The 23,898-nt window shown below is 48.6% G+C and carries 21 protein-coding genes; 14 read left to right on the forward strand and 7 right to left on the reverse strand.

All coding sequences use genetic code 11. From position 1 onward, the window contains the following. Positions 1-656: 656 nt before the first annotated feature. Positions 657-1,508 carry an NAD-dependent epimerase/dehydratase family protein gene (locus tag C9I99_RS08805; protein ID WP_107348471.1) on the reverse strand — a complete coding sequence of 284 codons (852 nt, stop codon included), beginning with the start codon at positions 1,506-1,508 and terminating at the stop codon, positions 657-659. A 340-nt stretch (positions 1,509-1,848) separates the two neighbouring features. Here C9I99_RS08805 and C9I99_RS08810 point away from each other — a divergent pair, with 340 nt between their 5' ends. Both C9I99_RS08810 and pyk read left to right on the forward strand, forming a co-directional pair. Continuing rightward, the gene (locus C9I99_RS08810) at positions 1,849-2,703 is read left to right on the forward strand and encodes a MurR/RpiR family transcriptional regulator (RefSeq protein ID WP_107297457.1); all 855 of its coding nucleotides are present in this window, start codon (positions 1,849-1,851) and stop codon (positions 2,701-2,703) included. A 385-nt stretch (positions 2,704-3,088) separates the two neighbouring features. After that, positions 3,089-4,534 (forward strand): pyruvate kinase, encoded by a 1,446-nt coding sequence (gene pyk / locus C9I99_RS08815; RefSeq protein ID WP_107348472.1) that lies wholly within the window; start codon positions 3,089-3,091, stop codon positions 4,532-4,534. A gap of 75 nt (positions 4,535-4,609) precedes the next feature. Here the strand turns inward: pyk and C9I99_RS08820 are convergent, their stop codons facing one another. Further along, on the reverse strand, positions 4,610-5,071 hold the full coding sequence (locus C9I99_RS08820) for a glycine zipper 2TM domain-containing protein (protein ID WP_107348546.1): 462 nt from the start codon (positions 5,069-5,071) through the stop codon (positions 4,610-4,612). Between the two features lie 64 nt (positions 5,072-5,135). Here C9I99_RS08820 and aat point away from each other — a divergent pair, with 64 nt between their 5' ends. The 6 genes from aat (at position 5,136) to speB (ending at position 10,524) form a co-directional block, all read left to right on the forward strand. After that, the gene (aat, locus tag C9I99_RS08825; protein WP_107348473.1) at positions 5,136-5,849 is read left to right on the forward strand and encodes a leucyl/phenylalanyl-tRNA--protein transferase; all 714 of its coding nucleotides are present in this window, start codon (positions 5,136-5,138) and stop codon (positions 5,847-5,849) included. Between the two features lie 5 nt (positions 5,850-5,854). Beyond that, entirely contained in the window at positions 5,855-6,559 is a 705-nt protein-coding gene (locus C9I99_RS08830; protein ID WP_107348547.1) for an arginyltransferase, read from the forward strand. 175 nt (positions 6,560-6,734) lie between these two features. Further along, entirely contained in the window at positions 6,735-6,953 is a 219-nt protein-coding gene (gene infA / locus C9I99_RS08835) for a translation initiation factor IF-1 (RefSeq protein ID WP_005298441.1), read from the forward strand. 311 nt (positions 6,954-7,264) lie between these two features. Beyond that, complete coding sequence (locus C9I99_RS27180) at positions 7,265-7,441, forward strand: hypothetical protein (protein ID WP_166645387.1); 177 nt, start codon at positions 7,265-7,267, stop codon at positions 7,439-7,441. 166 nt (positions 7,442-7,607) lie between these two features. Then, positions 7,608-9,530: a biosynthetic arginine decarboxylase gene (gene speA / locus C9I99_RS08840; protein WP_107348474.1), complete on the forward strand. Its 1,923-nt coding sequence runs from the start codon at positions 7,608-7,610 to the stop codon at positions 9,528-9,530. Between the two features lie 79 nt (positions 9,531-9,609). Further along, positions 9,610-10,524, forward strand: coding sequence for an agmatinase (gene speB, locus C9I99_RS08845; RefSeq protein WP_107348475.1), 915 nt, complete (start codon positions 9,610-9,612; stop codon positions 10,522-10,524). Positions 10,525-10,583: 59 nt separating this feature from the next. On the opposite strand, the gene clpA is transcribed toward speB, so the two are convergent. Continuing rightward, entirely contained in the window at positions 10,584-12,848 is a 2,265-nt protein-coding gene (gene clpA / locus C9I99_RS08850; RefSeq protein ID WP_107348476.1) for an ATP-dependent Clp protease ATP-binding subunit ClpA, read from the reverse strand. A 48-nt stretch (positions 12,849-12,896) separates the two neighbouring features. Next, positions 12,897-13,217: an ATP-dependent Clp protease adapter ClpS gene (gene clpS / locus C9I99_RS08855; protein WP_107348477.1), complete on the reverse strand. Its 321-nt coding sequence runs from the start codon at positions 13,215-13,217 to the stop codon at positions 12,897-12,899. 461 nt (positions 13,218-13,678) lie between these two features. On the opposite strand from clpS, the gene cspD reads away from it, so the two are divergent. After that, the gene (gene cspD, locus C9I99_RS08860) at positions 13,679-13,900 is read left to right on the forward strand and encodes a cold shock domain-containing protein CspD (RefSeq protein ID WP_107348478.1); all 222 of its coding nucleotides are present in this window, start codon (positions 13,679-13,681) and stop codon (positions 13,898-13,900) included. A 294-nt stretch (positions 13,901-14,194) separates the two neighbouring features. On the opposite strand, the gene icd is transcribed toward cspD, so the two are convergent. Then, positions 14,195-15,448, reverse strand: a complete 1,254-nt coding sequence (icd, locus tag C9I99_RS08865) for an NADP-dependent isocitrate dehydrogenase (RefSeq protein ID WP_107348479.1) — start codon at positions 15,446-15,448, stop codon at positions 14,195-14,197. A gap of 142 nt (positions 15,449-15,590) precedes the next feature. Here icd and rluE point away from each other — a divergent pair, with 142 nt between their 5' ends. From rluE to purB, 4 genes are all read left to right on the forward strand, one after another. Then, positions 15,591-16,232 (forward strand): 23S rRNA pseudouridine(2457) synthase RluE, encoded by a 642-nt coding sequence (rluE, locus tag C9I99_RS08870; RefSeq protein ID WP_107348480.1) that lies wholly within the window; start codon positions 15,591-15,593, stop codon positions 16,230-16,232. Between the two features lie 255 nt (positions 16,233-16,487). After that, entirely contained in the window at positions 16,488-17,603 is a 1,116-nt protein-coding gene (gene mnmA / locus C9I99_RS08875; protein ID WP_107348481.1) for a tRNA 2-thiouridine(34) synthase MnmA, read from the forward strand. Positions 17,604-17,617: 14 nt separating this feature from the next. Next, positions 17,618-18,235, forward strand: a complete 618-nt coding sequence (gene hflD, locus C9I99_RS08880; protein ID WP_107348482.1) for a high frequency lysogenization protein HflD — start codon at positions 17,618-17,620, stop codon at positions 18,233-18,235. A 110-nt stretch (positions 18,236-18,345) separates the two neighbouring features. Next, a complete protein-coding gene (purB, locus tag C9I99_RS08885) occupies positions 18,346-19,716 on the forward strand; it encodes an adenylosuccinate lyase (RefSeq protein WP_107348483.1) in 1,371 nt (456 codons plus the stop codon). 60 nt (positions 19,717-19,776) lie between these two features. Here purB and C9I99_RS08890 read toward each other — a convergent pair whose 3' ends face one another. Then, positions 19,777-20,115, reverse strand: coding sequence for a zinc ribbon domain-containing protein YjdM (locus tag C9I99_RS08890; protein WP_107348484.1), 339 nt, complete (start codon positions 20,113-20,115; stop codon positions 19,777-19,779). 224 nt (positions 20,116-20,339) lie between these two features. On the opposite strand from C9I99_RS08890, the gene C9I99_RS08895 reads away from it, so the two are divergent. Further along, positions 20,340-21,473: a ribosomal protein uL16 3-hydroxylase gene (locus tag C9I99_RS08895; protein ID WP_107348548.1), complete on the forward strand. Its 1,134-nt coding sequence runs from the start codon at positions 20,340-20,342 to the stop codon at positions 21,471-21,473. Between the two features lie 74 nt (positions 21,474-21,547). On the opposite strand, the gene C9I99_RS08900 is transcribed toward C9I99_RS08895, so the two are convergent. Further along, positions 21,548-23,659 carry a methyl-accepting chemotaxis protein gene (locus C9I99_RS08900; protein ID WP_107348485.1) on the reverse strand — a complete coding sequence of 704 codons (2,112 nt, stop codon included), beginning with the start codon at positions 23,657-23,659 and terminating at the stop codon, positions 21,548-21,550. Positions 23,660-23,898: the final 239 nt, after the last annotated feature.

A 23,898-nucleotide genomic window follows, 5' to 3' on the forward strand; every position in this document is an offset into this window, starting at 1 on the left:
GTGTATATAGAGTTTTCGCCCACTGACTTTCGGTGGGCTTTTTTTTAGCCAAATCTTCAGGCGAGTGATGGTATCGATGTATCACACACATCTTTCGTAGCCCATAGCCCATAGCCCATAGCCCATAGCCCATAGCCCATAGCCCATAGCCCATAGCCCATAGCCTATCTACCTAATTTCTCGCTAACATAAAAAATTTTTAATTTTTTTGAACCATTTGATTTTCGGCTAGTCATATATAGTGACATTCATATTAAAGGCGCGTTTTTGAGTTAACCCTGAATACCGCGATTTTAATTTAAGATGCCACTGCTGCTAAACTCCTAATTGTGTATATAGGTTTTGCCCACTGACTTTCAGTGGGCTTTTTTTTGATCTGAAGAAAAAATATTATTTTTTTGAACTATTCGATTTTCAGCCAGTCTTACTTAACATGATTCAGATTAAAGACGCGGTTCTGATAGATTAATCCTTCCCTTCTTTAATTGTGATGCCACTGCTGCTTAACTCCTAATTGTGTATATAGGTTTTTGCCCACTGACTTTCAGTGGGCTTTTTTTTATGCCTCGCAATAATCCCACACACAGAACAGTAACGTCAGGGACTCGGTATATATTGCAGCTCTACTCTACACTTCCTCTATTTGAACAAAGGCGTCATAGCTCAGGGGGCTCTGAAAGTAAATTGTCATGGTCATTATTCATAGAGAGCCACTGACACGTCTGCGCCGCATCAATCACTTTAGTATTTTGGTCGATCGAATCAGTAAACACAGGGAGCGGTAAACCTGCTAACTGTGCCATTTTGCAATAATACTCTTCTCGCGTAGGATGTTGCGCTGAGGCGAGATGCAGCACCTGCTGCTGTGGCCAATGATTTAGCAATTGGGATATAGCCGTTATACAGTCATCCAAGTGGATGAGGTTTACCCTATCCATACCATTTTCTATGCCTTGGCGACCCGATAAAAAACGAACCGGATGCCGATTTGGCCCAATAAGCCCTGAAAAACGTACCACCAACGCCTTACTCCCCCATTCTGCCAGCAGATACTTCTCTATCGCGAGATGGGCTTTCCCTGACAACGTATTAGGACGAGGTTCAGTCGTTTCCTTGATGACTCCCTTGCACGTACCGTAAACGGCGGTTGTGCTGATGAATACTACCTTGCGGCAACCCAACGCTTTGGCCGTATCTGATAGCCGCTTTATTTTGGCTATCAGCTCTTCAGCCGCATCTTTGCCGCGACCGGGCGGTACATTGATCACTAACAAATCGGTGTTGAAAAATTGCTTTATCTGGGGAGCAAGTGCAGCAGGGTCCTCCAGCGACAGGGGAAGTGTAAGGGCAACACCATGAATACCGCTTTCAGCTAATGCTTGCGCCTTTTCAGTATCTTGTTTACTGCCCCAGGTTTCTATTCCTAGCTGCACAAAATGCTTTGCCAGCGGCAAACCAAACCACCCGCAACCACAAATACTGATCTTGTTTATCAATCCTTGTTGCATAGTTTCTCCTCGATCACAAAACCTTGAAAGTCGGTTTCATTTGACCGCTCTATTTTTCACCTTCATTTATTTCAGCCTGTAAATTAATTCCCATACATTGAAAATTAGCTACAGAAAAACCCGATATCTGCCCTAAAAACCGTAATTTCCATTAAAAATATTTTCAGTTTTGAAAGAAAAAATTCGATCCCTGTCAAACTATAATAAAAAGAGAAAGCGTTATTCATAGATTTACTAGGAGCAGATCCATGAAAAGTAGTATAGTTTCATCAAAATGGCTTTAAGCACTTTATACGGTAAGTAAGCCACTAACGAAATTCAGTAACGAGCGGTAACCGCCATGAATACCCTAGAGAAAATTCAAAAGAACCTTGATAACTTCAGTAAGTCTGAGCGTAAAGTGGCTGAAGTTATTCTTGCGTCACCACAGACAGCTATTCACTCAAGTATTGCGACACTGGCTAAAATGGCGGATGTGAGTGAGCCAACGGTTAACCGCTTCTGTCGTCGCTTAGATACAAAGGGCTTTCCAGATTTTAAACTGCACCTTGCCCAAAGCCTAGCCAACGGTACGCCTTATGTGAACCGCAACGTCGAAGAAGACGATGGTCCTGATGCTTACACCTCAAAAATCTTCGAGTCGACCATGGCATGCCTTGATGTGGCAAAGAACAGTCTTGACCCGATGCAGGTGAACCGCTCAGTTGATTTGCTAACCCAAGCCAAGAAAATATCCTTCTTCGGCTTGGGTGCATCAGCATCTGTTGCTCACGATGCCCAAAATAAGTTTTTCCGTTTTAATATTCCGATTGTTTGCTTTGACGACATTGTGATGCAGCGCATGAGCGTGATCAATTGCAGTGACGGTGATGTTGTGGTGATGATTTCACACACTGGCCGCACTAAGAGCCTGGTCGAGGTTGCTCGCATGGCGCGTGAAAACGGTGCCACTGTTATCGGCATCACCGCCAAAGACTCACCGTTAGACCGTGAGTGTTCAATATCAATCTGTTTGGATGTGCCTGAAGATACCGATGTCTACATGCCGATGGCGAGCCGCGTTGTACAGATGACGGTTATTGACGTTCTGGCAACCGGCTTTACCCTACGTCGAGGTGCGGGTTTTCGCGAAAACCTAAAGCGAGTTAAAGAGTCACTTAAGGACTCGCGCTTCACCAAAGAAGGCATCATTTAACCGCAAGTGATTATATGCCTGGCTCTCACGGCAGTTACAATCACTTAGCCGATACAAGGCGCAGCTCAGGCTGTGCCTTTTCTTTTGTGCTATTTCTATTATCCACTCTCAGGCCACGACCTTCGGCTACACTTACCTCAACCAAGCAAGCAAGCAACCCTCTGCAGCTATGAATCAGGTCACCCATTAAAACCCAACACTATTCATACATCTTGATGAAATAAAGCACACAACTAGTCCTACAATATGTTTTTTTCTTACAGTTTGTTGATAAATAACAGCTTATTTCTACCTGTGTGTGTAGTAAAATTTCAAACAATTCAATGAAGCAGATTTCTACAGGTAATCGTTTCATTGGCAAACAATGATACAGATGGAGTTTCCGATGTCTGAAAGGCTACGACGTACTAAAATCGTTACTACTTTGGGTCCTGCAACCGATCGCGACAACAATCTAGAGAAGATTATTGCTGCTGGTGCAAATGTTGTGCGAATGAATTTCTCTCACGGCAGCCCTGAAGATCACATCCAACGCACCAAAGCTGTACGTGAAATCGCCGCGAAGCTAGGCAAGCATGTAGCAATCCTAGGTGACCTCCAAGGCCCGAAAATCCGTGTGTCTACATTCAAAGATGGCAAGATTCAACTGGCAATCGGCGACAAGTTCACCCTGGACAGCGATCTAGCAAAAGGCGCAGGCGATCAGTTCGCAGTTGGCCTTGACTACAAAGAGCTTCCGAAAGACGTTGAGACCGGCGATATCCTGCTACTTGATGACGGCCGTGTTCAGCTCAAGGTCACTGCTGTTGAAGGCAACAAAGTTCACACTGAAGTCACGGTTGCTGGCCCGTTGTCAAACAATAAGGGGATCAACAAAAAAGGCGGTGGCCTTTCTGCTGAAGCATTAACAGATAAAGACAAAGCCGATATCATTACCGCCGCTCAAATGGGTGTCGATTACCTAGCTGTATCTTTCCCACGCAACGGCGAAGACATGAAATACGCTCGCCGTCTGGCAACAGAAGCAGGCCTTGAGGCTAAGCTGGTCTCTAAAGTCGAGCGTGCTGAAGCCGTTGCCACCACAGAAGCAATGGATGACATTATCATGGCATCTGATGCGGTAATGGTAGCCCGTGGTGACCTTGGTGTTGAAATCGGTGACCCAGAACTAGTTGGCGTTCAGAAGAAACTGATCCGCCGTGCTCGTAGCCTGAACCGTACCGTGATCACGGCTACCCAGATGATGGAAACCATGATCACCAGCCCGATGCCAACGCGCGCAGAAGTGATGGACGTGGCCAATGCTGTTCTTGATGGTACTGATGCCGTGATGCTTTCTGCCGAAACTGCGGCAGGCAGCTTCCCCGTTGAAACGGTAACTGCGATGGCGAATGTTTGTCTAGGCGCTGAAAAAGAGCCGAGTATCAACGTTTCTAACCACCGCCTAGCGCGTACGTTCGAATCGCCTGAAGAAACCATTGCAATGTCTACCATGTATGCGGCAAACCACATGGAAGGTGTAAAAGCGATGATCGCGATGACTGAGTCTGGGCGTACGCCACTGATGATGTCGCGTATTTCATCTGGCAAGCCTATCTTTGCGATGTCTCGCAACGAGAATACGCTAAACCGCGCGGCGCTATTCCGCGGAGTGACACCGGTTTACTTTAACCGCGATAGCGATGCCGGCCTTGACGCCGCGAAGCATGCTGTTGCAACTCTGAAAGAAAAAGGTTTCCTATCTACGGGTGACTTGGTCATCATCACTCAAGGTGATGTGATGGATACTGTTGGCTGCACCAACAACATGCGCATTCTAAGCGTAGAGTAATCTATAGCCTTGCATACAAAAAGCGTGATGGTATTGCCATCACGCTTATTTCTAGCTACATCCCATGAGTTAAACTTAGGGGTATGCTTTATCCACCCTTACCCCATTATTGAAGTACAAGATCCTCACCTTATCTTTGGGCTGAAACAACATGCGAGTATCGACATCTTGAATAACATCAATCAAGGTCCCGTCCTCTGCTTTGATCAACAACTCTACTAACCGGTATTGGACAATCTGCTGCGTCGTCTGGCGCTGATGAGCCATTCCGGCTCCCGCGACAGCACCCACAGCTGTCGCCACCTCACGCCCCGTTCCCCCCCCGAACTGGTTGCCGATCAAACCACCGATAACCCCTCCCAACAAGGTTTCCCAACCATTATGCTGAGATTCAATCACATCCTGATGGGTGATATAGCGAACACTGTCGACATCGCCAAATACCACTTTGTTAACCGTTCTCGCCTGATTTCGATTGTACGGCGCCGCAGAAAGTGCCAGAGGTAAAATTAACAATAACACTAACCATTTTCTCATCATATAATCCTCTTTCCCGGCAACCTTATATACCCAAGTAAATTAAGCTACATTTAGTGTAATTATGGCAATTTATCTTCCGGAACTTGACCCGGTCAATACTGATTTCCCCGCCCCTGAAACGGCACTGACAGAACCTAATGGCCTGCTTGCCTTTGGTGGCGATCTACGCCCTGAGCGTCTTGTCAGCGCGTACCGACAAGGGATCTTCCCATGGTTTTCCGATGGTGAGCCCTTGCTATGGTGGAGTCCGGCCCCTAGGGCCGTATTTCTACCGGATCAATTCCAGCCCAGTAAGAGCTTACGGAAATTCTACCGAAAATCTGGCTACCAAGTCACATTGAACCACGCTTGCCACGATATTATTGAGCTCTGCGCTAGCACCCGTAAAGCAGAAGAGACCTGGATCACCGCAGAAATGATCCAAGCCTATCAGCACCTACATGAACTTGGCTATTGCCATTCCGTGGAAGTATGGCGGCGGGGACAGCTCATCGGTGGGCTGTATGGTATCAGTGTCGGCGGTATGTTCTGTGGCGAATCCATGTTCTCACTGGCCGACAATGCGTCCAAGATAGCTCTATGGCTATTTTGCGAACACTTCAGTGCCCACGGCGGCCAACTTATCGATTGCCAAGTCATGAATGACCATCTTGCCTCGCTAGGTGCCGCCGAAATGGAGCGCAACCTGTTCACCCATTTTCTCCACCAGCAAAGAGATGCCATACTAAATGAAACCTGTTACCACCGTCAGGAGTTAGTTTACTCACCGTCATGACCAGTATTAACAAGCTCCCGCTACGCATCGGCTTGACGCCGGAATCACAGTGCAGCTACCTACCAGGGCAAGATGAGCAGCTGGGTGTGGTGATGGATCAGCACTGGCTATCACCGCCTGCCTATGGCGTTTTGCTTGCATCCGGCTACCGCCGCAGCGGCAGTGCCATTTATAAGCCCATGTGCCAACAGTGCAGCGCCTGTGTACCGCTGCGCGTTGATTGCCCCGCTTTTCGCCCATCGAAAAGCCAGAAACGTCAACTCAACCAAATGGCTAAACTGCGGTGGGAATTCAAGACTGAACTGGATCCAGACTGGTATCGATTGTATGAGCGCTATATTACCCAGCGTCATGCCGATGGCAGTATGTTCCCGCCGAACAAAGCGCAATTTTTTGAATTTTGCACCGCCCCATGGATGGACACCCTCTTCCTTCATGTTTACGAGGACGAAACGCTGATAGCCATTGCGATCACCGATGTATTCGAGGATGCAATGAGCGCTGTGTATAGCTTCTTTTCCCCTGATAGCACACTGTCATTAGGGACGCTTTGTGTCCTTTATCAAATTCAATACTGCCAACGTTCTGGCCGCCGCTGGCTTTATCCTGGGTATCAGATAGACCAGTGCAAAGCCATGAACTATAAAATTCGTTTCAAGCCATACGAAAAGCTGACAGCAGAAGGATGGCAACATTTTGATGAAAGCTAAGCTGCATTTTTCACCGTTGCCTGAGCTAAATACGATAAAATACGTATTAATGCGTTAGAGTAGCTGACAAAGTACACCCGCAGATGTAAAATTGCGGCCTAAACTTTACACTCAAACAGTTTCAAGGCATTATCCAGCCCGATCAGATGAATGGCTGGTAGCCTAAGAGGATTCAATGGCAAAAGAAGACGTAATTGAAATGCAAGGTACTGTACTTGATACACTGCCTAACACCATGTTCCGCGTAGAGCTTGAGAACGGTCACGTTGTTACCGCTCACATTTCTGGCAAAATGCGTAAAAACTACATCCGTATTCTTACTGGTGACAAGGTAACTGTGGAATTGACTCCATACGACCTAACCAAAGGCCGCATCGTCTTCCGCGCACGTTAATCTTAAAATAAGATTACAGAATACAAATAAAACCCGGCCTACTGCCGGGTTTTATTTTATCTGCCCTCCCCAAATGACTCTCTTTCCTCCCTGTTAGCAACAGATCTGAAAACTAGGTTTACCAAACAGTTTCGATGAGCAATCCTTATCAACATCACGAAATTATTTTATTTGCCTCGATCCGCATTCGGTTGTCTAATCCCCCTGCACCCAAAGGCCATGAGCGAACGAGGTGTATGCGAGGGAGCCGCCCTCACCTTACTCTGTCATACCGTGAAATCTGTCAGCAGCACGGCCGTTTAGGAATGACAATGAAACCTATCGCAATGCATGATGCACTGGTGCAACTAAGCCTAGTGAACGTTTGCGACATCGCAGCCACCATTCACCCCAAAGACCGACCGCTTAACGTCTCGCCTCACCTTGGCCGTCGTAAAAAGCGTATGTCACAAAGGCGAACGCAAAGGACGCTATCTAGCTGCGTCTAGACCAACTTTGTTCACCGATGATGATGCTGAAGCCCATAGCATTCTCTGCACTTCGCACATCTGCCTGATGAGTTTTAACTAACCTGGTGCTTACAGTCCTGAGGCTGGGCCTTGCCACAGCTGTCGATACACTGTCTGTACCCAATCACTGTTCGAGGACAAATTAATGAGTGATTGGCCTATCCAAAATGCGCGTGACGTTTACAACATCCCTTACTGGGGACAAGGCTACTTTGACATCAACCCTCAGGGTGAGGTCGTTGTCAGGCCTGACATCCAAAACCCGTTCAATACGATTGCCCTGTCCCAGTTGGCAGATCAGCTAATTGCCAAGGGCGCGTCTTTGCCGGTATTGGTGCGCTTTCCCGATATTCTCCATCACCGGGTCGATACCCTGTGTACGGTATTCAACCAGGCAATTGACCACTACCAGTACCAGGGTGAGTATTTGGCGGTCTACCCGATCAAGGTTAACCAGCAAGAAGCCGTGGTCAGTGAGATCCTCGCTAGCCAATATGCCAAGCAGCAGCGTCAATTAGGTTTGGAAGCCGGCAGCAAGCCGGAGCTGATGGCGGTACTGGCCATGGCCCAACAAGCCAGCTCCGTGATTGTCTGCAACGGTTACAAAGACCGGGAGTATATCCGTCTGGCGCTTATCGGTGAAAAACTCGGCCATGACGTTTATATCGTACTGGAAAAGCTGTCCGAGCTTAACATCGTAATGCAAGAGGCGATTGAGCTTGGTGTCAGACCACGCCTTGGCCTGCGTGCTCGCCTTGCCTCTCAGGGCAAAGGCAAATGGCAGGCCAGCGGTGGCGAAAAGTCCAAATTTGGTCTGTCGGCTTCCCAGGTATTATCGGTAGTCAACCAGCTGCGTGATAATGATATGCTCGACTGCCTGCAGTTGTTGCACTTCCACCTCGGCTCGCAAATTGCCAACATCCGTGATGTACGCAGTGGTGTCGGTGAAGCAGGCCGCGTCTATGCCGAGCTGAAAAAGCTCGGTGCAGGGATCACCACGGTCGATGTCGGTGGCGGCTTGGCGATTGACTATGAAGGTACCCGTAGCCAGAGCAGTTGCTCGATGAACTACAGCCTGCGCGAGTATGCCAACAATGTTGTCTACACCCTAGGCGATATCTGCAAAGAGTACAGTATTCCGATGCCGAGAATCATCTCGGAATCAGGTCGTAATCTGACCGCTCACCATGCGGTACTGATCACTGACGTCATTGGTGTAGAACGGTATAAACAAGAGCCAGTCAATCCACCAGAGACAGCTGCACCGCAGATCTTGCACAACATGTGGCACTCGTGGCGGGAGCTGATGACACTGACCGATGCCCGCTCTCTGATTGAGATTTACCATGACAACCAAAGCGATTTGGCCGAAGTCCATACTCAGTTCGCCCTCGGGATGCTGAGCTTTACCGAGCGGGCTTGGGCTGAACAAATTAGCCTGCGGCTGTGCTACGAGCTGGAAAAAATGCTGTCGGCAAAAAACCGGGCCCACCGCCCGCTGCTGGATGAACTGCATGAGCGCCTTGCTGACAAGTTTTTTGTCAACTTCTCGCTGTTCCAGTCACTGCCTGACGCATGGGGGATCGACCAAATCTTCCCGATCCTGCCGCTGAGCAATCTCGACAAGGAGCCTGAACGCCGCGCGGTCATTTTGGACATCACCTGTGACTCTGACGGCGCTATTGAGCAATACGTTGAGGGACAGGGGATCGAGAAGACGCTGGCAGTCCCGGCTTGGAGTGATGAATCGCCCTATCGTATGGGGTTCTTCCTTGTTGGCGCTTATCAGGAGATCCTGGGAGATCTACACAACCTGTTCGGTGATACCGATACAGCGATAGTCCGCGCCCAGCGAGAAGGCGGTTATGAGATTGAGCGAATTGATCACGGCGACAGCGTTAAAGATGTCCTGCGCAGTGTCCATCTCGACTCTGCCACCTTCTTGGCACAGTACGAACTGATGGTTAAACAGCACCTGCCTGAAAACGAGCATCGCGCTATTTTGGCCGAGCTTGAAGAAGGGCTAAACGGCTACACCTACTTGGAAGATGTCCAAAGCCAGCGCTAATTCGCAAACCTGCAAAGAAAAATGAGAACAGGCCACCAGCCCACTGGTGGCCATTGACCGACCCTAGGAGCCAACAACTATGGCCACGCTTGCTACTCACCCTGATTACTCGCTAACGGCGAATGCCTTCGGCTTTCTGCGCCAACCGCTACAATTCAACCCGCACGCAACCGATGCCGATGTCATCATCACCGGCGTCCCGTTCGATATGGCGACGACCGGGCGCTCTGGCAGCCGCATGGGTCCAAATGCCATTCGCCAAGTATCAACCCACCTTGCTTGGGAAGGAAAACGCTGGCCTTGGTCTTTCGAGCTAAAAGACAAGATCTCTATTGCCGATTGTGGTGATTTGGTTTTTGACAGCGGTGATGCTGGCCAGATGTGCGAACGTCTTGAGCACCATGCGACATCATTATTGGAAGCTGGAAAAACCCTGCTGACATTCGGCGGTGATCACTTTGTCACTTTGCCGCTGTTACGTGCCCACGGAAAGAAATTCGGTAAGATGGCCCTTATCCATTTCGATGCCCATACCGATACCTATGATATGGGTAGCCAATTTGACCACGGTACCATGTTCTACCATGCGCCGAACGAAGGCTTAATTGACCCTGAGCACTCGATTCAAATTGGGATCCGTACCGATTACGACAACAAGCTCGGTTTCCGTGTTTTGGATGCCGGTACAACCAACGACTGGTCTGTCGAGCAGATTGTCGAGAAAATTAAACACACCGTGGGTGACATGCCGGTCTACCTGACCTTCGATATCGACTGTCTAGATCCGGCCTTTGCCCCAGGCACAGGTACGCCGGTATGTGGCGGGCTGACATCAGATAAAGCGCTGAAAATCATTCGTGGTTTGCAGGGAATTAATCTGATCGGTATGGATGTCGTCGAAGTTGCGCCAGCCTACGATCATGCCGATATGACCGCGTTGGCCGCTGCGACCATTGCCACCGATCTGCTGCACTTGTTTGCAAGTAGTAAGTAAGGCAAAAAAATAACCGCCCAAGGGCGGTTATTTTATTTCTGGATTAAAACAATTACAGCTTAATGGGCAGGTTCGAGATCACTGCTGAACTGGAAATCCAACTCATCGTTTACGATATCTACGCGTACCGAACCACCGTTGACCAAGCTACCAAATAGCAATTCGTTCGCCATTGGTTTTTTCAGGTTGTCCTGAATCACTCGGGCCATCGGGCGGGCACCCATAGCCTTGTCATAACCTTTGTTGGCCAACCACTCACGGGCTGTCGACGACACTTCCATCGATACACCACGGGCATCGAGCTGAGCCTGCAGTTCGACAATGAACTTGTCGACCACCAAAGAAATAACGTCTTTCTCAAGATGGTTGAACCAGATAATGCCATCGAGACGGTTACGGAACTCTGGCGTGAAGACGCGTTTGATTTCGCCCATCGCATCAAGACTGTGATCCTGTTGGATCAAACCGATCGACTTGCGGACAGTCTCGGTTACACCGGCATTGGTGGTCATCACCAAGATAACATTGCGGAAATCCGCCTTGCGACCGTTGTTATCCGTCAGGGTACCGTTGTCCATTACCTGAAGTAGTAGGTTAAAGACATCCGGGTGTGCTTTCTCAATTTCATCAAGCAGTACCACGGAATGTGGGTTCTTAATAACAGCATCAGTCAGCAAACCGCCCTGATCGTAGCCCACATAGCCTGGAGGAGCACCAATTAAACGGCTCACGGTATGACGCTCCATGTACTCAGACATATCAAAGCGAAGCAGCTCAATACCCAGCGTACGTGCAAGCTGTACCGTCACCTCTGTCTTACCTACCCCCGTCGGGCCGGCAAATAGGAATGAACCCACAGGTTTATTCTCGGCGCCCAATCCAGCACGGCTTAGCTTAATCGCCTCGGTAAGGACATCGATAGCCGGATCCTGACCGAACACTAGCATCTTGAGTTTGTTATCCAGCTTCTGCAGCACATCACGATCACTGGAAGAGACTGACTTCTCAGGGATACGCGCCATCTTGGCAATCATCGCCTCAATATCACTGACATTGACTGTTTTCTTGCGGCGGCTGGCTGGTGCCAAGCGGCAACGAGCACCCGCTTCATCAATGACGTCAATGGCTTTATCGGGCAGGTGGCGCTCATTGATATACTTAGCCGACAACTCCACAGCCGCACGGATAGCCTTGTTGGTGAAGCGAACTTCATGGTGCGCTTCGTACTTCGGCTTCAAGCCCATCAGGATCTTAGTGGTATCGTCGAGCGATGGCTCGATAATATCAATCTTCTGGAAACGGCGTGACAACGCACGCTCTTTCTCGAAAATGTTGCTGTATTCCTGATACGTGGTCGAGCCCATGCAGCGCAGCTTACCGTTGCTCAGCAGCGGCTTAATCAAGTTAGCAGCATCGACTTGGCCACCAGAGGCTGCACCCGCGCCAATGATGGTATGAATTTCATCAATGAACAGGATGGCTTGATCTTCTTTCTCAAGCTGCTTCAAAATGGCCTTAAAGCGCTTCTCGAAATCACCACGGTATTTGGTACCCGCCAGCAGCGAACCGATATCCAGTGAATAAATCACACAGTCTTTGATCACATCAGGCACTTGGCCTTCAACAATACGCCATGCGAGACCTTCGGCTATTGCCGTTTTACCCACACCAGCCTCACCAACCAACAATGGGTTGTTCTTGCGGCGGCGGCACAATACCTGGACCGTTCGCTCAAGTTCAGTATCACGACCAATTAGCGGATCGACCCCACCCGCACGGGCAAGTTGGTTGAGGTTTGTAGCAAAGTTCTCGAGTTTATCTTCTGAGCTCTGCTCTGAACGTGGTTCTTCACCACCCACATCTGGGCCGTTGATATCATCGTTGTCGCTGTCTTTGACAGTGCCGTGTGAAATGAAATTAACGACATCCAAACGGCTAATATCACTCTTCTTGAGCAAGTAAGCCGCATGTGATTCCTGCTCGCTGAAAATCGCGACCAATACGTTTGCTCCGGTCACTTCGCTGCGGCCGGAAGACTGAACGTGGAATACAGCACGCTGTAATACACGCTGGAAGCTGAGTGTAGGCTGAGTTTCCCTGCTTTCATCATCCACTGGAATCAGTGGCGTCGTTTGTTCAATAAACGAATCAAGCTCTTTGCGCAACGTATCAAGATTAGCTCGGCAGGCCAGTAACGCCTCCTGGGCTGCTGGGTTTTCCAATAATGCCAACAGCAGGTGTTCAACCGTCATAAACTCATGACGTTTCTCTCTCGCTCGCGCAAAAGCAGCATTCAAGCTCGCTTCAAGTTCTTTATTTAGCATAAGGCACCTCCCCTAAATACCACTCAATGATGGCGTGCCGGAAAAAGACTATGCCTTTTCCTTCGTACACAGTAGCGGATGTTCATGCTCCCTCGCATACATCATCACCTGAGCCACCTTAGTTTCGGCAACCTCGGCAGTGAAGGTTCCGCACACCGCTTTCCCCTCGTAATGCACAGTTAGCATCAACTGTGTTGATTTCTCCAGATCCATGGAGAAGAACTTCTGTAACACTTCTATCACAAAATCCATCGGTGTGTAATCATCATTGCTCAAAATTACTTTGTACATCGATGGTGGCTTAACCTGGACTTCCTTTTCCTCCAAGACATCTGAGTCAGGAATGATCCACTCGTATAACTTACTCATAAACTTAACTTACCAATACAGTAGGAATAGTCTACCAAGAAACAATGAGTTATCACTCAATAACGTTTTCATGGTTTATTCGACTGACATTTCCCTACCTCTATATTCAGACTAATGCACACATTGTATTCCAGCAAATCAGAGATGACTATGACTAAGCCGACAATCCGGACGAATTGCCGCCGTTTTGAGTCAGACTGGGAGATAACGCCAAAGTGCATGAACTGCATATCTTGTATACCAGAAAAGCAAGAATGTGCAGAAAGATGTCAAAAATTTAATGTGGCACCATATTTTAACAAAATGTTATGCAACCAGCTTGACTGCCCAACTCATTTTACTAAAGTGTAACCTGTAGTAGATATTAACTGCATCAAATTAGCATTAGTATGCAAGTCGTGTTAGAAAGGAGATAGCAGACTAATGCAAAATGGAACTTGAATGCACAGAAGGAAGTAAGCATGGCAACAGGTACAGTTAAATGGTTTAATAACGCTAAGGGATTTGGTTTTATCTGCCCTGAGACAGGCGAAGGCGATATTTTCGCCCATTATTCGACTATTCAGATGGATGGCTACCGTACACTAAAAGCAGGCCAGCAGGTCAACTATACAGTTGAAACTGGTCCTAAAGGGTTCCATGCCAAGGAAATCGTTCTTGTTGAAGGTGAAGCCGTAAAATAGTCACGTTCATTTATACGATTCTTTCTGAAGGCGAGCAACTGCTCGTCTTTTTATTACCTTTACCTTCCGCAATAAAACACGGCATTCGCCCGACGATCATCCCTTCTTCCCCTTCAATCAAACTGCATAAATCACGCATAACCACCCAGTAAGACAAACCCACAACAATTAACAAAACAATCACAAACCATTGCGAAACTCACCTATTATCTATCCTTCTAGCATAAAACAGGCACAAAAAAGCCCAGCTCTTGGCTGGGCTTTTTCTTACTTTATCGCAATGATGACACAGAATTACATCTGCTCAATCATGTCATCAGCAAACTCAGAACACTTACGCAGTGTTGCACCTTCCATTTGGCGCTCAAAATCGTAAGTCACCGTCTTGTTGCTGATAGCCGCTTCCATTGAACTGATGATCAAATCAGCCGCTTCTGTCCAACCTAGGTGGCGAAGCATCATCTCAGCCGATAGGATCAATGAACCCGGGTTCACTTTGTCTTGGCCAGCGTACTTAGGTGCCGTACCGTGGGTTGCTTCAAACAGTGCCACACCATCACCAATGTTTGCACCCGGTGCGATACCAATACCGCCAACCTGTGCAGCCAATGCATCAGAGACATAGTCACCGTTCAGGTTCATCGTCGCAATGACATCGTATTCTGCAGGACGTAGCAGGATTTGCTGCAAGAATGCATCAGCAATGCTGTCTTTGATAACGATTTCTTTGCCCGTATTCGGGTTCTTCAGCGTCATCCATGGGCCGCCGTCTAGCAGCTCAGCACCAAACTCTTTCGCTGCCACTTCGTAACCCCAATCTTTGAAGGCACCTTCGGTGAACTTCATGATGTTACCTTTGTGAACCAACGTTAGCGAGTCACGGTCGTTGTCAATCGTGTACTGAATGGCAGCACGCACAAGACGCTTGGTACCTTCTTCAGATACCGGCTTGATACCGACACCACATTGCTGTGGGAAACGGATTTTCGTGGCGCCCATTTCATCTTGCAAGAACTTGATGACTTTATCAGCTTCTGCAGTACCCGCCTGGAACTCGACACCCGCGTAAATATCTTCTGAGTTTTCACGGTAGATAACCATGTCAGTCAGTTCTGGCTGCTTAAGTGGGCTTGGTACACCATCGAAATAGCGCACTGGACGAACACAGATGTATAGGTCTAGCTCTTGACGAAGCGCAACGTTGAGTGAGCGGATACCGCCACCAACAGGGGTTGTCAACGGGCCTTTGATTGCAACTTTGTAGTCACGGATAAAATCAAGGGTCTCTTGCGGTAGCCAAGCATCTTCACCGTATACTTGCGTTGATTTTTCACCGGTGTAGATTTCCATCCAGGCAATCTTTCGGTCACCGCCATACGCTTTATCGATAGCGGCATCAACAACTTTAATCATAGCAGGGCTTACATCAACCCCAATACCGTCACCTTCGATGTAAGGAATGACAGGGTTGTTAGGAACGACCAGTTTACCTTCAGAATCCAGAGTGATTTTCTGACCTTCAGCTGGTACAACTACTTTACTATCCATTTAAATCTCCTAGCGTCCATTTGTTATCTTTTTGTAAGATGCGCGCAAATCATACTTGAATTTTTATCGATACGCCACTCATGGAATTTTTCGAGTATAATAGGCATGTCAATTTACTTTTCTCTCGTACAACTCGCTATTTATGAAGCCAAACACCTCTTCGCGTCAACCCAAACGTAATAATAATGAGCGCAGAACATCAAGATTGCGCAATAAACCAAGGCGTCCCCGTGGCCCCACAAGGATCATATTATTTAACAAACCTTATAACGTCCTCACCCAGTTTACAGGCGAGCCGGGGGATCAGACCCTGTCTGATTTTATTCCGGTAAAAGACGTCTATCCCGCCGGCAGATTGGACAAAGACAGTGAAGGATTGTTAGTACTGACTAACGACGGCATATTGCAGGCGCGGTTGACCCAACCAACGTCCAAGCAACCCAAAACCTACTGGGTTCAGGTTGAAGGTTCTCCTCGCGAGGAAGAGCTTGAGCAGCTGCGCCGTGGTGTTACCCTGAAGGACGGTCCAACCCTGCCGGCTGAGATTGACATCATCGACGGTCCTGAGGTTTGGGAACGCGTGCCACCAGTCCGGGAGCGAAAAAGTATACCGACCACGTGGTTGGCAATCACCCTCAAAGAAGGCCGTAACCGTCAGGTACGAAGAATGACCGCGCATATCGGCTATCCGACCCTGCGTCTTATCCGTTACCAAATGGCAGATTGGACAGTTAACGACCTCGCCCCCGGCGAGTGGAAAGAAGTCCAACTCGGTACCTCCTAATCCGGTTTGCCGGCAGCATTTTGCTACCGGCAAACACTTCACATTGTTACCCTGCATTTTTACGATTTTAACATTAAAAACACTACACTTTTGCGCCGCCCTCATCTATCATTGCCACCACAAGCAAACGTTTGCGCAAATGAAAAAATGACGTCGGTAAAATTATTAAAGTGTGATTCCGCTCTCGCTCTGTTTCGGCCTGTAGCTTTCTGTTAGAATCGCGCACTTAACTTTTATTAACGACTGAAGAGTAAAATGTCAGATCACAGCCAGAAAAAAGTCATTGTCGGCATGTCCGGCGGTGTAGATTCCTCGGTATCCGCGTACCTTCTTCTTCAACAGGGTTATCAGGTTGAAGGCCTGTTTATGAAAAACTGGGAAGAAGACGACAACGATGAGTACTGCTCTGCAGCCGAAGATCTCGCTGACGCACAAGCTGTATGTGACAAACTGGGTATCCACCTGCACACCATCAACTTTGCAGCCGAGTACTGGGACAATGTCTTTGAATACTTCCTCGCAGAGTACAAAGCAGGCCGTACACCAAACCCAGACATTCTTTGTAACAAAGAAATTAAATTCAAAGCCTTTTTGGACTTTGCCGACGAAGTGCTGGAAGCCGATTACATTGCCATGGGTCACTACACCCGTCGCAGCTTCCCATCCACTGAAGGCGAGCTGCCGAAAATGCTACGCGGTGTCGACAATAACAAAGATCAGAGCTACTTCCTGTACACTCTGAGCCACGAGCAAATTGCTCGCAGCCTGTTCCCTGTGGGTGAACTGGAGAAGCCAGAGGTTCGCCGCATTGCGGAAGAGCAGGGCCTGATCACCGCGAAGAAAAAAGATTCAACCGGTATCTGCTTTATCGGTGAGCGCAAGTTCACGGAGTTCTTGAGCAAATATCTACCGGCACAGCCTGGTAATATTGAAACAGCCGAAGAAGGCAAAGTAATTGGCGAGCACCAAGGTCTGATGTACCACACCCTAGGCCAGCGTAAAGGCCTGCATATCGGCGGCCAGAAAGGTGGCGGTGGTAATGAAGAACCGTGGTTTGTTGTCGATAAAGATGTAGAACGTAACGTTCTGATTGTAGGGCAAGGTAAAGATCACCCTCGCTTGAAGTCAGACGGCTTGGTTGCCGCTCAGCTACATTGGGTTGACCGTCAGCCGATTCGCGAACCGTTTAAGTGCACGGTTAAAACACGCTACCGTCAGCAAGATATTCCTTGTACTGTCATCCCAGTAGATGATGAGACGATCAAGGTCATCTTCGACGAGCCGCAAATTGCGGTAACACCGGGCCAGTCTGCTGTATTCTACAGCGGCGAAGTCTGCCTAGGCGGCGGTATTATTGAGAAGCGTATCTAAGGGAGTTGAGGCACGTGGCACACACTGTATATGATCGTACCATTGCTTTTGCCGGTATTTGCCAGGCAGTAAAACTGGTTCAGAAAATTGCCCGAGACGGCCATTGTGACCATGACGTACTGGAAGCCAGTCTAAGAAGCATCATGGCAACCAACCCGTCGAACACGATTGAGATCTTTGGTAACGAAGCCAATTTGAAAGTCGGTCTCGAGGCGCTGGCAGCCGAAATTGATAACACCCCTTCGGGTAATGAAATCACTCGCTACTTAGTCAGTGTTATGGCGCTAGAACGCAAGCTGGACAGCCGCCCAGATAGCATGACGCAGCTGGGTGATCGTATCAGTATGGCTCAACGCCAGACAGACCATTTCGAACTGCTAGAAGACCAAATGATCAGTAATTTGGCAAGTATTTACCTGGATATCATCAGCCCACTAGGGCCCCGAATCCAAGTAACGGGCACACCCGCCCAACTTCAGCAACAGAGTGTGCAGCACAAAGTGCGTGCCCTACTCCTCGCCGCGATTCGCTCCGCGGTACTATGGCGCCAAGTAGGCGGCAAACGCCGCCATTTGATCTTCGGACGCAAACAGATGGTCGAGCAGGCAAAAATCCTGCTAGCTCGCTGCTAATAAAATATTTTGTGCCAGCGTTGCTGGCACTTTTTCATCCCCTCGCTAAACCTTAGCAAGGGTGAGAGTTACACCTTGTTTAAACCTTAATTGATTCAGGAGAGAGCAACATGGAACTGTCAGCATTGACTGCTGTTTCCCCAGTAGACGGCCGCTACGGAAGCAAAACGATTTCACTTCGCAGCATTTTCAGTGAATATGGTCTGCTAAAGTACCGCACGATCGTTGAGATCCGCTGGCTACAAAAACTTGCCGCTACTGATGCTATCGTGGAAGTACCTGCGTTTAGTGCTGAAGCCAATGCGTTCCTAGATCGCGTTGCTGCAGAGTTCAGCGAAGAAGACGCTATGCGTATCAAGACCATTGAGCGTACAACCAACCACGATGTGAAAGCTGTTGAATACTTCCTGAAAGAAAAAGTCGCCGAAGTACCAGAGCTACACGCTGTAAATGAATTTATTCACTTCGCATGTACCTCTGAAGATATCAACAACACGTCTCACGCCCTGATGCTACACGAAGCGCGTGAGCAAATTATCCTGCCTGAAATCCGCAACGTTATCGATGCAATCAAAGGCCTTGCCAACGAATACCGTGAAGTACCACTTCTTTCTCGTACCCACGGCCAGCCAGCTTCTCCATCAACGATGGGTAAAGAAATGGCTAACGTTGCATACCGTATGGAACGTCAGTACAAGCAGATCGCTAACGTTGAAATCCTAGCGAAAATCAACGGTGCTGTAGGTAACTACAACGCCCACATCTCTGCCTACCCTGAAGTTGACTGGCACCAGTTCAGCGAAGAGTTCATCACTGAATCTCTTGGCGTAACGTGGAACCCGTACACCACTCAGATTGAACCGCACGATTACATCGCTGAGCTATTCGATGCTATCGCTCGCTTCAACACTATCCTACTGGACTTCGATCGTGACGTTTGGGGCTACATCGCACTTGGTCACTTCAAGCAGAAGACTATTGCGGGTGAAATCGGCTCTTCTACAATGCCGCATAAAGTTAACCCAATCGACTTCGAAAACTCAGAAGGTAACCTTGGCCTAGCGAACGCTATCTTCAACCACCTAGCACAGAAACTACCCGTTTCTCGCTGGCAGCGTGACCTAACTGACTCAACAGTTCTACGTAACCTTGGCGTAGGTTGTGGTTATGCAATCATTGCATACACTTCAACGCTTAAAGGTATCAGCAAGCTGGAAGTTAACCAAGCAGCACTAGAAGCTGAGCTAGACAGAAACTGGGAAGTACTGGCTGAGCCAGTACAAACAGTTATGCGTCGCTACGGCATCGAGAAGCCATACGAGAAGCTAAAAGAGCTGACTCGCGGCAAGCGTGTTGACGGCGAAGGCATGCGTAACTTCATCGACGGCCTGGAACTCCCAGAGCACGAGAAAGCACGCCTGAAAGAAATGACCCCAGCGAACTACATCGGCGACGCAGTTAAGCTAACTGACAAGCTGTAATCGTTACGTTATTTACCGCTTAAATCCAAGGCCAGCATTCGCTGGCCTTTTTGTTGCCACTTAGGCTTTCTTTACAAACTTAGCCGTTACCATCATTTCGCCGGCGCCATCAACTTTGCAATCGAGTTGGTGATCTTTGCCTTCGACAATTCGGCGAATAACCGCCTTGGTACCAATCTTCATGACCATAGAGCTGCCTTTGACTTTGAGATCTTTGGCTAGCGTGACCTTATCCCCTTCTTCCAGCAACGTGCCATTGGCATCTTTTACGCTAAATGCACCTTCTTCACTCGCCGCTTCTGACGGGTTCCATTCATGCGAGCACTCGGGGCATACAAGGTGGTTTTGATCAGGGTACACGTATTCAGAATTGCACATTGGGCAAGGGGGAAAAGACATAAATTACTACTTCTTTCAATGAGTCCGACGTATATGGTAATAGCTCTCTTAGCCTGACGCGAGTATATTCTCGCGGTTTTTGGGCGGCCTCACGCGTTTGGTTTTTCAGAAGTTCGTTTAGTGAAAACACCGAACATCTTGAAGGTGATTCGCAAATAACCCGTACCCGCGACATAATTATGGGTATACTCTCCACACAATTGTCAGCGTTTAAAAGCAATCATATGTATCAACTCACCTTCTCTTTGGAAGAATTCCTTGCCGAGTTCTGGCAAAAAAAACCGACCATCATTAAAGGTGGCTTTAACGATTTTATTGACCCTATCAGCCCAGATGAGCTGGCAGGCCTTGCCATGGAAGAAGAAGTCGACTCCCGCTATATTGCCAAGCACGGCAACGAGTGGGACGTGAAACACGGCCCTCTAACTTTCGATAACGTGCCGGAAGATAATTGGTCGTTCATCGTTCAGGCTGCCAACCATTGGCACGAAGGTGCCGCTCGCCTAGTTACCCCATTTCGCCAACTGCCCAACTGGCTATTCGATGATTTGATGATCAGCTACTCGACCCCTGGTGGCGGCGTTGGCGCTCACATCGACCAGTATGATGTCTTTATCGTTCAGGGATCGGGGAAGCGCCACTGGCGGGTCGGGCCGAAAAAAGAAGATTATGAAGAGGAGTTTAGTCATCCGGCGCTGCGCCAGATCAAGCGCTTCGACCCTATCATCGACGATATCCTTGAGCCCGGTGATATTCTTTACATCCCACCGGGTTTTCCCCATGACGGCTACGCGATCGATACCTCAATGAGCTTCTCTATCGGGTTCCGCTCACCGAAGAAGCAAGAGTTGCTCAGCAGTTTTGCTGACTTTGTGATTGCTAACGAAGTGGGCGATGTCCATTACCACAACCCAGAACTGCCGGCACGCAAGACACCAGGGGCTATCTTGTCCAGCGAGTTTGCCGATATGGAAGCCATGATGCGCAGCCTGCTGGATCACCCTGATATGATGAAAAAATGGATGGGTGAGCACTTAAGCCAAAGCCGACACGAGTTAGATATAATTGCTGCCGAGCCGCCATGGCAACAGGCCGAAATCTACCAGTTCCTCGAAAATGGTGAAATCCTCAAGCGCTTGGGGGGGCTGCGTGCCTTCTACTACCCAGAACAGCCTCACCTACTGTATATCAACGGCGAAACCTATGAGCTACCAGTAGAGTGTGGCACCGCCGCGAGCTACCTGTGCGATGCTGAAGATATCAGCCAAGACATGCTGGGCAAGCTTATTGATCACCCCGCTTTTGTCGCCTTGCTAACCCAGTTGGTTAACTATGGTTACTGGTATCCGGTTGAGTAAGCTCTCGCCGACCGAAACAAAAACACCGGGTGATAACCCGGTGTTTTTATCTGATATTAGTCTTCGCTACGTCATTAGACTTTAAACTGTCCAGCCAGCGATTGCTGATGCTGAGATAATTTGGCCAACCGTTCACCGATCCCGGCCGATCTCTCTGCCTGCCCACGGATATTTTCGCTCAGGCCACGGATATTTGAAACATTACGGTTAACCTCGGCAGAAACCGCCTGTTGCTCCTGAGCCGCATGCATGATCTGTTCATTCATCGACTGGATAGAGGCCACCGCCTCAGTGATCTGCCCTAGGCTGACCACCGCTTGCCCGACTTGGGAAGATGTCTCACCGGCCAACTGATTGCCCTCTTCAATCGCGACAACCACTTCACGCGTTCCTTGCTGCAGGATTTCAATAACGGTATGGATCTGACCAACCGAATCATGGGTACGGCTAGCTAACTGGCGTACTTCATCGGCAACAACAGCAAATCCCCGTCCTTGTTCACCGGCACGAGCAGCTTCAATCGCAGCATTCAATGCCAGCAGGTTCGTCTGTTCCGATATACCTTCAATCACTTGTAGGATCTGGTTAATATCTTCACTGTTGGTTTCGAGCTCCTTGGCAACTGGTACGGCATTTTCCATTCTGACCACCAAGTTATCCATCGAGGTAGCTGATTGCTTAATCATCCGATGGCCGTCACGTACTGCGCTTTCGGCCTGCCCTGCCGCAACCACTGCCGTTTCGGTATAACCCACCACCTGCTCTGCGGTCTGTGCCATCTCCTCTGAAGCCGTCGCCACCATATCCACTTCTCGAAACTGAGCTTGGCTACCATCGCGTGTATGGTTAGCTACTTCAGCGGCTTCTTTTGATGTTGTGCCGACATCATTCACGGTACCAACAACATCGCCGATGGTCGCCTGGAGCTTATCCAGAAAACGATTGAACCACAGTGCAAGCTGACCGATTTCATCTTTTTGCTCGACATGCAATCGCTGAGTAAGATCCCCTTCCCCGGCCGCAATATCTTCAAGACGCTCGGCAACGTGGCGGATCGGTGCGACAAGGCGAGAAGCGCCAATCACCACCAGCAACAAACCCGCAATAGCCACCGCTAGGCTAATCACAATCTGCACCAATATCGATTGATCACGTTGCAGGGCGATCTCTGAGTCCAAGGCAATAGCATCGGCCAATACTTGTTCAACAGGCAGCTGGATAACAATTCCCCAACTCATCTGACCAAGTTTTACCGGAGTGTAAGCATACAGCCACTGCTGATCAGCAGTCCACAATATTTGCTCTTCACTACTGTGTAGCCACATCGCCAGTTCGCTCGGTAAACCGTCGGCTTGATTTGCCGTTTGACCGATTCGGCTCTGGCCCTGATCCCAAGCGACAATGGTATTGTTCTGACTGATCAGACTGACATTACCAATACCGCCAAACAAAGCATAATCAACGGCTTGCACCAACGTTTGTAGCGGTGCCAATCGGATATCAATTCCCATCACACCAATGACTTCACCGTTGACATCCAGTGGTACAGTGATAGTACTGACTATCGGTGCTTGCTGGCCAAATTCTGCCAATTGGGGATTGGACACACACAGACCAGCAGTGTTATTAAGACATTGCGACCAAATAGCCTGGCTAAACAGTAGTTGCTGCTCAGAATAGATAAATTGTTCCGCTTCACCCGATGGTGATGCTGCCCAGTAAGGTGAGAAGCGTCCCTGTTCATTGGCACCAACGTAATCAGCTCTGACATAATTACTGTCTTCGCCATCGAGTGCATCAGGATTAAACACCACAAACGCGCCATGAATGTTCTCGAATTCATTGACGCTTCGGCGAAGAAGTTCGGAAATAGAACCGCGCAGTTCTGAACTGTTGGTATAGTTTTCTTCTGCATTGAATTTTAGAAAAAGTACACTTTGCGCCAGCATCTCAGCACGGTAGGCGGCTTCATCGAGATACTGCTGAACCGTGGCACTCTGCTTTTCGGCTTGGGCCTGAACGACAAGTTGTGACTTAGTCCTGAGGCTTGAAAAAACCTGCTGGCTGACGAGTTGCTGGTTCTGGGAGGCAAAATAAAAAGAAAGGCCTGTTAATACGATTACTGTTGCCAGTAACCCTAGCCCGGCCATCAGGGCTATTTTCCATTTAACGGATAACGACCGCATACAACAATCCTTGTTTTATACCACGTACAGCAATATTCGGACTCATCAAACTATTACTGATTTCGCTATTATTATTCCACTACCACCAACTGATCCCACACTATCCAAGCAAGAACGATATAATTGGTGCCAGCTTATTGTTACATGTTGATTACACCCTCATCAATAGCATAAGTACTTATTTTATTGAGATTTTTACCAACATTCCCCTATAAAAAAGGCGCGGCTTTTACACCGCG

The organism is Photobacterium lutimaris, assembly GCF_003025555.1.
Classification (GTDB): Bacteria; Pseudomonadota; Gammaproteobacteria; order Enterobacterales; family Vibrionaceae; genus Photobacterium; species Photobacterium lutimaris.